Source organism: Pseudoduganella sp. RAF53_2, from assembly GCF_052113985.1.
Lineage (GTDB): Bacteria > Pseudomonadota > Gammaproteobacteria > Burkholderiales > Burkholderiaceae_D > Rugamonas.
The window spans coordinates 1-9,574 of the sequence record NZ_JBFRDW010000395.1; the positions used below are offsets into that span (position 1 = coordinate 1).

The 9,574-nt window shown below is 61.8% G+C and carries 10 protein-coding genes; 6 read left to right on the top strand and 4 right to left on the bottom strand.

Features of this window, described 5'->3' with window-relative positions:
• The coding region (locus AB4Z11_RS21065) for an extracellular solute-binding protein (RefSeq protein ID WP_442027452.1) at positions 1-350 on the bottom strand (350 nt) is incomplete at its 3' end.
• A gap of 577 nt (positions 351-927) precedes the next feature.
• Here AB4Z11_RS21065 and AB4Z11_RS21070 point away from each other — a divergent pair.
• The 4 genes from AB4Z11_RS21070 to AB4Z11_RS21085 are packed head-to-tail and all read left to right on the top strand — an operon-like array spanning position 928 to position 4,907.
• Complete coding sequence (locus AB4Z11_RS21070) at positions 928-2,004, top strand: SGNH/GDSL hydrolase family protein (RefSeq protein WP_442027453.1); 1,077 nt, start codon at positions 928-930, stop codon at positions 2,002-2,004.
• Between the two features lie 3 nt (positions 2,005-2,007).
• A complete protein-coding gene (locus AB4Z11_RS21075; protein ID WP_442027454.1) occupies positions 2,008-2,634 on the top strand; it encodes a hypothetical protein in 627 nt (208 codons plus the stop codon).
• A gap of 4 nt (positions 2,635-2,638) precedes the next feature.
• Complete coding sequence (gene lnt, locus AB4Z11_RS21080) at positions 2,639-4,429, top strand: apolipoprotein N-acyltransferase (RefSeq protein ID WP_442027455.1); 1,791 nt, start codon at positions 2,639-2,641, stop codon at positions 4,427-4,429.
• On the top strand, positions 4,338-4,907 hold the full coding sequence (locus tag AB4Z11_RS21085; RefSeq protein WP_442027456.1) for a hypothetical protein: 570 nt from the start codon (positions 4,338-4,340) through the stop codon (positions 4,905-4,907). Before lnt ends, AB4Z11_RS21085 begins: the two co-directional genes overlap by 92 nt.
• On the opposite strand, the gene AB4Z11_RS21090 is transcribed toward AB4Z11_RS21085, so the two are convergent.
• The 3 genes from AB4Z11_RS21090 to AB4Z11_RS21100 all read right to left on the bottom strand — a co-directional run bounded on the left by AB4Z11_RS21090 (position 4,895) and on the right by AB4Z11_RS21100 (position 7,692).
• The gene (locus AB4Z11_RS21090; protein WP_442027457.1) at positions 4,895-5,851 is read right to left on the bottom strand and encodes a ribonuclease Z; all 957 of its coding nucleotides are present in this window, start codon (positions 5,849-5,851) and stop codon (positions 4,895-4,897) included. The two genes, AB4Z11_RS21085 and AB4Z11_RS21090, sit on opposite strands and share 13 nt — an antisense overlap.
• Before the next feature lie 98 nt (positions 5,852-5,949).
• Positions 5,950-6,882: a DMT family transporter gene (locus AB4Z11_RS21095; RefSeq protein ID WP_442027458.1), complete on the bottom strand. Its 933-nt coding sequence runs from the start codon at positions 6,880-6,882 to the stop codon at positions 5,950-5,952.
• A 63-nt stretch (positions 6,883-6,945) separates the two neighbouring features.
• The gene (locus tag AB4Z11_RS21100) at positions 6,946-7,692 is read right to left on the bottom strand and encodes a helix-turn-helix domain-containing protein (RefSeq protein ID WP_442027460.1); all 747 of its coding nucleotides are present in this window, start codon (positions 7,690-7,692) and stop codon (positions 6,946-6,948) included.
• A gap of 96 nt (positions 7,693-7,788) precedes the next feature.
• Between AB4Z11_RS21100 and AB4Z11_RS21105 the strand changes: the two genes are divergently transcribed.
• Positions 7,789-8,550 carry a peptidylprolyl isomerase gene (locus tag AB4Z11_RS21105; RefSeq protein ID WP_442027461.1) on the top strand — a complete coding sequence of 254 codons (762 nt, stop codon included), beginning with the start codon at positions 7,789-7,791 and terminating at the stop codon, positions 8,548-8,550.
• Between the two features lie 73 nt (positions 8,551-8,623).
• Positions 8,624-9,574, top strand: a 951-nt coding sequence (locus AB4Z11_RS21110) for a cyclic nucleotide-binding domain-containing protein (protein WP_442027462.1), incomplete at its 3' end; no start/stop codon positions are given.

Consider the following 9,574-nt stretch of genomic DNA (forward strand, 5'->3'; position numbering starts at 1 on the left):
TTCCGCAGCAGGGTGACCAGCTCAGCATCGAGCGGCGCAATCAATTTTCTTTCTGCCGCGTCACGCAAACGCTCACCGGCATACCAGAAAGCCAGATCGGCATGACCGCTCTGCAAGCGCGCCGTGAATTCCTTTTTGTATTGCTCCTGCGGGAATCCATTGTGCTTAACTTGGACGTCGGGATTTGCCGCTGAGAACTGGTCAATAATTCTCAGCAAGGCCAGGCGCTGCGGGCTGTTGGAGACGATATAGTCAATGACCAGCTGTTCCGCAGCAAAGGCTACGGAAGGAAGGCCGAACGCCGCGCATAACAAACCCCGCGCAAGCCAGTATTTGGTACGCCATATCATAAGGAAAGTCTCGTCGGGAATGCTTAGGCTGTCAACTAGCTCCGCGTCATATCTTGTTGTGGTGGAAGTTGGCTAGGCCAGTCAGCGATTGAGTCAACTGTGCTAGCTGGTCAAATTACAATTCCGAAAGTTGAGCGAATCGGTCACCGAAGAGAGCGAGCGTGTTCTGGTGCTGATGCGGGTCATCGTCTCCCAATCGTTCTTGAGCCACAGAGAAATTAAGCGTGCGTTGAATTTTGTCAGGCTTGTATTGTTGATGAGAGCCGGTCGTAGCGCATTCGGGCAGCAAGTGCCCTCATTGCCTTGTATGGCCGATGGATTGTTCTCTTGAAAGATATTGACCGGCTCTCTCGTGGTGCTTCGATGGGTTTTATTGACGCTCATTTTGGGTGACGAGAGAAGCTGTCTTTATCTCGGCGTGTTGGTCTGGCGTGACAGCCAACCGTGCCTGTTGAGCCAATCTTTTGTCCTGAGAAGCCAGTGCTTGTGTGACTAGATGAAGAACATTGTCGCGTGGTTAATATGGGTCGTTGGCGGTTTTGCGTGGGTTCTTCTAACAACGATCGGAGACAACTCTATGACCACTCGCTTTCCCCAGTTCCTCGCCGCACTGGCATTGCTCACCTTGGGCGCACAGGCTTCGGCCAATACCCTGACCCAGAACGTTTCGTGGACCATCGACCGGCCCAATACCAGTACGAAGTATCGCGTGGTGGCTTATGGCGACTCGATCTACGCGGGCTACAACGGGTCGATTACCAGTGCGGCCAAGTATTCGGCGCCAACCGTGGATGCGGAATATCTATCGGCCCTGTGGAATGCGGACATCGAAAGCGTGCGTCGTACCAAATCGGGTGCGATCGCTTCGGACRTGTACAACAACAAGATCGTCGCCGAGCGCTCGTATATGCAGGACAGCAGCACGCGCGTGGTCACTTTCGAGATGTGCGGCAACGACGGTCTGCAAGCGCGCACGGCGTTCAAGGGCCAGTCGGGCACCTGCGATGACAGCGTACTGACTGCCGCTGAGAACAACTGTAAGACCTACGTCGCCGCCGCGATGGACTATATCAATGCCAATGCCTACGCGGGCGTGAAGCTGAAGGTGATCTCCAATCTGCATTACCCCGGCTACGCGGCCGACAATGTGCAGAGTTCCTGCAAAGACCCTAACACTGGCAAGACTGTGAACATGCAGGAGAAATTCCTGCCTTCGCTCGCGCGCATCAACTTCATGATGTGCGATACCGCGCGCCAGAAGGGCTTCAAGTGCACCGACAACTTCGCGCAGTACATGGGCGCAGACTACGACAGCAACGGTGATGGGCAGATTGATTCCGACGCTTTGCGCTACGTCGCCGGCGAGACGCAGGCCAGCTATGTCACGCGCATCACCACGACACTGCGCTCCACTCTGCGGGACGCGAATACGCACTTCGTTTCGAGCAGCAGCAGTTACGACTACATTCAGTCCGACGATACGCATCCGACCTACACAGGTGCCACGGTGACTGCGGGCCTGTTTGGCGGCACGACCGGAACTGGCGCGCCACGCTATACCTCGTTCTCAGGCGGGAAGAGTCCGGTCTGGAACCAGTATGGCCATGAGCGCATGGGCTGGGCAGTGTCGACCTACAACGTCGCCACGCCTTAACGCATGACGCAGCGCTGGCGTCCAAGCCCAGGCTATCTTGCGATAGCGCTGGTGCTTGCCGTCGGGGCCATCAGCCTGTTGTTCTTTCTGTGGCTGTGGTCTGAACCAGTCGATGCAGCGAGCGCCTCGGCGCAGCTGGCGTCGGCGCGCGCCGGTGAAGGCGTGAAGTCCGCATCGGCGCCGCAAGCTCCGCCACAGCCACCGCCTGCGCCGAAAGCGGCCAAGCATGCGCCTGAGGGGGACGCAGACCCAACGCGGGATTTGAGCAGTTATCTGGCGCGCGGCGAGAACCCCAGCGTGGCCCAGGTCATTGAGCGTCTGCATGAGCGCGGGATCTACAGCGGCCTGGGCGCATTCCAGCCGCCGGGCACGCGTCCGCCGCTGGTGGGACTCGCGGTACCCGAAAACTTTGCTCTGCCGCCTGGCTATGTGCGCCACCATCAAGTGACCGATGACGGCCAGCGCATCGAAGCGATCCTGATGTTTGCGCCGGGTTTCCAGCTTTACGACGCTTCCAACCAGGCGATCGCGATGCCGAAGGATGGCGTCGTACCGCCGGAGCTGGCGCCGCCGGGGCTGGCAATCCGGCGCATCACCATCCCCGCACCGCTTGAACCAACGACACACTAAAACCATGAAGCGAACAATTGCGTGCATTCTCGCCAGCGCTGCGATGTCGGCTCTTTATGCGCGCGGCGGCGCAGTCTGGATGCTGGGCTTTGTGCTGCTGGTCCCTTGGCTTCGTGCATTGGACGGCAGCCGTACGCTGCGCGCCGCGCTTGCGCAGGCCTACGGCATGACCCTGGCGTACACACTCGCGGTCTTCTGGTGGTTTGGTGTTGCGCTTGGCCGCTACACGCATGCAGGCGATACAGCGGGGATCGCAGTGTTGCTGCTTGTTGCACCGCTATTTCAGCCGCAATTTCTGGCTTATGCGCTGGTGCGTCATCTGAGCGCACGCGTGTACAGCCCCGCGTTGCGCGCGCTGGCAGCCGCCTCGGCGTGGGTGGCGACCGAATGGCTGGTGCCGCGCCTGCTGGGCGACACACTTGGCTATGGGCTGTATCCATCGATATTGATGCGTCAGGCGGCCGACGTCGGCGGCGGCGCCGGCCTCACGCTGCTGCTCTTGCTGTGCAACGAGGCCGTAACCACGGCGCTGTTACGTCGCACGGCTGGCTGGCGCGCCGCCGTCAAGCCGCTGTTGCTGGCGGCGACGGCGCCGCTGCTGCTGGCCGGCTATGGACTGTGGGTAGTGAGTGGTACGCCGGCGCAAGGCGGCAAGCCATTGCGCATGGCGCTGATCCAATCGAATATCATCGACTACGAAGGCCAGCGTGCGCAGAAGGGCGCTTATGCGGTCGTGCGCGAGGTACTCGACCGTCACTTTGCGATGAGCTACGACGCCGTCGCGCGCCAGCATGCGGACGCGGTGCTGTGGTCCGAGACGGCTTACCCGACGACTTTTGGACATCCAAAAAGCCAGGCGGGTGCGGAGTTCGACGCTGAGATTCTGGCGAACGTGAACGCAGCTGGTGTGCCATTCGTGTTCGGCACTTATGACAGCGATAGCGCGGGAGAGTACAACGCCGCAGCATTCGTGCAGCCGGGCGCGGGATTGCTCGGCCTCTATCGCAAGACGCGCCTGTTTCCGTTCACCGAATACGTGCCGGCATGGCTGGACGGCTCGGCGCTGCGCCGCCTGCTGCCGTGGACGGGCAATTGGAAAGCCGGTAATGGCGCGCGCGTCTTCCCATTGCGTCTCGCCGACGGCCGCGAAGTGCCGGTGCTGCCGCTGATTTGTCTCGACGATGTCGATAGCGGCCTGGCCATCAATGGCGCGCGGTTGGGTGCGCAGGCGATACTGACGATGTCGAACGATTCCTGGTTCAACGCGGATGGGCAGGGCGCACACTTGCATCAGACAGCGGCGGCGTTCCGCAGCATCGAAACGCGCTTGCCGCAATTCCGCGTGACGACCAATGGCCTCAGCGCGGCAATTGATGCGAGAGGCAGCATCCTTGCAGGCGCGGGGATTGGCGAGCCGGCGCTGGTTGTGGCGGACATGCCATTGCACCGGCCCGCGCTGACGCTCATGGTCTTGTGGGGTGACTCGCATCGTTGCGCGGGCCGGGTTGCTTGGCATGTGCGCGGCGCTGCTGGTGAACGAGCCGCTGCGGACGAATACCATGGCGATCATCCGACAGTTTACGGCGCTGTTCCTGGCGCCGGAAGCGGCTGCGTGGTTCCTGCTGCGCGCCTTTGCCGCTCAATTGACGATCGATGGCGGCAAGCTTCTGCTGACGCGTGGAACGCAGTGCACCGAGCTGGCGTTGAGCGAGCTCGCGGCGGTCGAGCCGTGGCGGCTGCCGCTGCCCGCGTCCGGAGCCTGCCTGCGCCTGAAGTCGGGACGGCGCTGGCATGATGGACTGGCGCTGGCGAATCCGGCCGGATTCCTCCACGCGATTGCCGTGGCGGGCGGCCCGCCGGCAGGGCCAGTCAGGCACGCGATGATGGACGTGTATGACCAGGCGCGTCTGGCGTTGCAGGAGTGGCGGCTCGGTCATCCGGTGGCCAAGTTTGTGCTGCTGCCGCTAGCGCTGGCGATTCCAGCCTTCCATCTGCATCAGCACATCACTTACGGCGGCGCTTTCGGCGAATACTATACCTTCGGTCTGAAGGCCTATCTGACCGCCTTTGCCCTCTGGTGGGCGGCGTGGTCGATCGGCGTGGTGCTCAGTGCGGCGGTGCTGCGGACCGCGATTGAAACAGGCACCTTGCTGGTGGCGCTGATGCGGCCGCGCCGGACCATCGATGCCCGCCTGGGACTGGAGCGTATCGGCCTCGCCGTGCTTTATCTTGGGCTGCCGGCCTGGCTGATTTTGAACATCTATGGCAAGTAGCTGACAATGCCGTGCGCGTCGAGTTCGTAGCGGGCGAAGTCGTTTGCAAGGAATAGCCGGCCGTCGTAGGCCTGGCGCGCGTCGGCTTCGACTTCGGCGAGTCCTTCGGGATTGTCGTAGCGCGGGCTGAAGTGCGTCAGAATCAGGTTGGGCAGCCGACGCTCGCTTGCAAAGCGCGCCACAGCCTGGGCGGAACTGTGGCCGCGTCCTGGACCAACTTTTTCCAGGCCGGCTTCCGTGTAGGTGGCTTCGTGCACCAGCAGATCTGCGCCTTCGCAGGCTTCGGCCAGGAGCGATGGCGTATCGTTATCTCCGCCAATGACGGCCACTGCCAGCTCGCGTTGCACGATGCGGAAGTCGTCCGCACGCAGCGTGCTGCCATCGGCCAGCTTCAAGTCTTCGCCTGCCTGGAGTTTGCCCCAATCCGGCCCTGGTTCCACGCCCCGTGCGCGCAAGGCGGCGCCGTCCAGTTTCCATTTGGTGGTTTCGACCGCAAAGCGGAAACCGACACTCGGCACGCGATGCGACAGCGCATAGCGTTCAATGCTCAGCCCCGGCTCCTGATGCACCAGCCGCGCCGCGTCGACGTCGACGTGGACGAGTGGGAAGGTCAGGAACAGTTCCGTATGCAGCAGCGTCGCTTCAACCCAATTGCGTACGGCTCTGGGGGCAATGAGAATCAGCGGCCGGGCGCGGCCCGTCATTGAAGCGCTGGCGAGCAATCCCGGCAAGCCGTAGCTATGGTCGCCGTGGATGTGCGTGATGCAGATACCCGCCAGATCGTGCACCGACAGCGGCGTGTGCTGCAGCCGATGCTGGGTGGCTTCGCCGCAGTCCACCAGCCACCAGTCGCGGTTCAGCGAGGTCTGGATGGCCAGTGCGGTAACGTTACGGTTCTTGGTCGGTACGCCAGAGGAGGTTCCGAGAAAGGTCAGTTTCAGCATGCCGCATTATACGGCCGTTTCGCGCAGCGGCTGGCACGTGTAGGCCGCACAGCAGCAACTGCCATTTCTGCGGTGCTACTTCAACTTCCCGAACTCGGTCACGCTGGCAGACCGGTTCCGCTACGACGGTGCGCCGAGGCGCAAGACAGCACGCCCAGAATCAACAGCACCATCGCCGCGCATTCGAGTGTCGTCGGCAAGCGCGCTTCCCAGATAAAGCCGTACAGCAGGGCAAACAGGGTTTCGAACACAATCATCTGGCCGACCAGCGTCAACGGCAGCAACCGGGTCGCACGGTTCCATAGGCCGTTACCGACGATCGAGCAGAAGATGGCGACTGCGGTGACGACGCCCGTGAACAGCAGCCAGTCGGACGAGCTGTGGCTGTTCGGGAGGAAATGGAAGGCTGGAATCGCCAGTACCAGCGCCTGCGCCCCGGTGACGACGCCCGTCAGCAGACTCCATTCATGCGCCGAGACATGGTTGAGCCTGGCCAGCCAGCGGCTGTTGCCAACCGCGTAGATCGTCCACGAAACCAGCGAACCGATTGCGCACAACAGGCCGAATACCGAGCCATGATCGCGAGAAGCGGACAGCGATTGCCAGCTGATGCACGCCAGCCCGGCCATGCTCAGCGCCAGCGATGGCAGCAAGCTCCGGATCGGTACGGCGTGCCGGTCGCGGCTGCCGGCCAGCGTGACTGTGACAGGCAGCAGGCCGATGACCAGGGACGTCATGGCGACGCCGCCCGATTGCACGGCGTTGGCGAGGAAAACGTAATAAATGATATTGCCCGTAAAGCTGAGCCAGGCGAGGGCACGCCATTCCTTCCACGTCAGCGACTGCGTCAGTCGCCGCCAGGACGGCGCAACCAGCAGCGCGGCCACCAGTCCATAGGCCAGGTAGCGGCCCGCTGAAAGTTGCATGGGTTGGAAGCCCCGCGCCAGTTCCGGCGCGAGAAACACCAGTCCCCAGAAAGCGCCTGCCAGAATGCTCGCGCCAAGGCCGAGCCAGATCCTGCTTGAAAACATAACATCCTCCGATCACCGTCATTATTCCGGCGCGGCAGGAGGACTTCTTGACGTTTTCTACGCTTATTTGGACAAATTCTCCCGGCTTTGCCTGCGGTAGGCCGCCGGAGTCATATCCATGGCCTTGCGCATGGCACGGGTGAGGGCGCTTTGCTCGGAAAAACCGGCGCGGAGGGCCAGTTCGGCAATCGGCCGGTCGGTTTGTGCCAGCCATTCGCAGGCGCGCGCCAGGCGGCGCTCCAGCAGCCAGTCGTGCGGGCTGGTGCCGTGCTCGGAACGGAACAGCGCATGCAATCGGCTGACGCTGACGCCGGCGCTCTTTGCCATGGTTTCAGTGGCCCATGGCAGGCCGGGTTCGGCCTCGATGCGGGCCATCAGGGCGGCGAGGCGCGACGCAGGCCGCGGTGCGTCCAGCATGAGCGTGTCCAGCAGGAGCGGAGCCCAGCCCTGCACGACAGACGGCGCAGCGGCGCGCTGTTCAGCCATGATGGCCATGAATTCGATCAGTTTGCGCGATGCAGAGTTGATCGCGGTAAACGGGCGGTCATGCAGGCGCTCGCTGATGGCAGGCGGCAGGCTGCACTCGTCAACGTCGAGGATAAGGGATTGATTGGTTCTGTCGCCGCCTTGCGCATGCCAGGCGCGCGGCGCCACGAAGCCGGCGGTCAACACATCCAGGCGGCCGAATTTGCCGTCAATGTCGAGCTGAACCGCGCCGCGCAAGGGCAGCACGAGCTGTGCGTAATCGTGGCGGTCCGGGTTGCCGAATTCGCCATAACTGCGCACATGAAGGTCAACAGAAGATTGCATAAGCGCGAGTGTAGCATCGGCGGCGCAACGGGACATCCGCGTCATTGAAATCTCCTATTCGACCTGCTACAACGAAAGTGACTTCAGGGGGCGGGCATGGCTGCGATTGTGCGCATCGACGATGATGTAATCGATACGGATTATTTCATCAGAACACTAAAGCTTACTGGGCAGTTTGAAGGGCTAATCGAGCAGCTGGTGCGCGAGAAGCTGACCGTGCGTGCCGCGAAAAAGCTCGGCATTGCCATGCCGCCGGAGGAAGTGCAGGAGCGCGCTGACCAGTTCCGCCGCATCCAGGGCTTGCACCGTGCTGCGGACATGAACCAGTACCTCGATACCCTCGGCGTCACATTGGATGAGTTCGAAGACTTCATCGTGGACAGCCTGTACCACGAGAAGATGATGGCGCAGGTCTGCAACGAAAAAGCGGTCGAACAATATTTCAAGCTCAATTCGCCACGTTTCGACGCGGTGGAAGTGAGCCATATCGTGCTGGATACTGAAGGCAAGGCCAAGGAGATGATGTCGGCGCTGACCGACGATCCGGACAGTTTTGCCGAAATGGCACGCGAACATTCCATTGGAGATGAGGCGGAGCGCGGGGGCGTGATCGGGCGGGTGCTACGGGGCTCTCTGAAACCCGATATCGAGTCGCGCATCTTCAACGCTGCGGCGGGCGATTTGCTGGGGCCTTTCCCTTCGCCGGACAAGACCTTCTTTGAGATTTTCGCGGTGAATGCAAAGCATCYCGCCAAGCTGGATGAGGAAACGGCCATCGAAATACGCCGCCTGCTGCGGGAGGAATGGCTGATGGCCAGGGCGCAAGAGCACATTATCGAGGCTTGCCCCGCGCGGTGAGCCAGGCACGGCCAGCGATTGGCCGCCTGCCGATTGCAACGCAGGTTGATGGGCGAGCTTGGCAGGCACCGACATGGACTCTCTAGCGCCAAAACAACAAACACCTGCCGAGTTCCTGTCGGCCGTCGAGATCCTGTCGGTTTTCACTCCGGAAGAGCTGGAGCAGCTGGCTGGCGCCATCGAATCCCGTTCCTTTGCTTTTGGCGACACTGTCTGCACGGCAGGTGAGCCTGCCGAAGGTCTGTACGTCATCCATTCTGGTTCCGTACGCGTGTTCAGCGACGAGCACGGCAAGGAAATCAGCATGGGCGTGCGCAAGGCAGGCGAAGTGTTCGCCGAAATCGCCATTTTGCGCAGCCACCGGCACGAAGTCTCGGCACGTGCAGCATTGAAAACGGAATTGTGGTTCATCCCGCGCACGGCGTTTCAGCCGCTGATCGGCCGCAATCCGGACGCGCTCAATTTCATCAACAACTACGTGGCGATCAGCTCGGCTGGCGGTCTGGTGGCGCGGCTATTCGAGTTGCGCAACAAGGTCAGCAAGAGCGAGCTGGAAGAATTCGTGCGCAGCGTGGGCGTGAAGCGTGTCGGCGCCGGCAAAGAGATCCTGAAGCAGGGCGCGCGCGACGATCACCGCCTGTACGTGGTGCGGCAGGGCCAGGTGCAGGTTGGCTACAGCGACGGCACGGATGAGTTCAAACTGGCCACCCTCGGTCCAGGTGAGCTGATAGGCGAGAAAGCCTGCCTGATGCGGCAGGAGCAGCCTGCCACCGTGGTGGCGGCCACCGACGTGATCCTGCTGGTCATTCCCGAGAAAAGCGCCCACTTCATCCTGGAGCGCAATGCCAAGTTCCGCGAGGTGATCGAAGACCGTGTGCGTTTCTTCGAGCGTGAGCTGCATCGGCAGAAGAAGCTGGCGGAACGCCGCAAGCGCCCGGTGGTGCTGGACATGGGCACTGAACCCGCGTCCGGCGAAAAGGTCATCAAACGTTTTGCCTGGGTCGAACAGGCCGAGGAGATGGAC

Coding starts and splice junctions, on each gene's coding strand:
- AB4Z11_RS21100 (WP_442027460.1), bottom strand. CDS start 7,692: ATGCAATCTTCTGTTGACCTTCATGTGCGCAGTTATGGCGAATTCGGC.
- AB4Z11_RS21095 (WP_442027458.1), bottom strand. CDS start 6,882: ATGTTTTCAAGCAGGATCTGGCTCGGCCTTGGCGCGAGCATTCTGGCA.
- AB4Z11_RS21075 (WP_442027454.1), top strand. CDS start 2,008: ATGACGCAGCGCTGGCGTCCAAGCCCAGGCTATCTTGCGATAGCGCTG.
- AB4Z11_RS21090 (WP_442027457.1), bottom strand. CDS start 5,851: ATGCTGAAACTGACCTTTCTCGGAACCTCCTCTGGCGTACCGACCAAG.
- lnt (WP_442027455.1), top strand. CDS start 2,639: ATGAAGCGAACAATTGCGTGCATTCTCGCCAGCGCTGCGATGTCGGCT.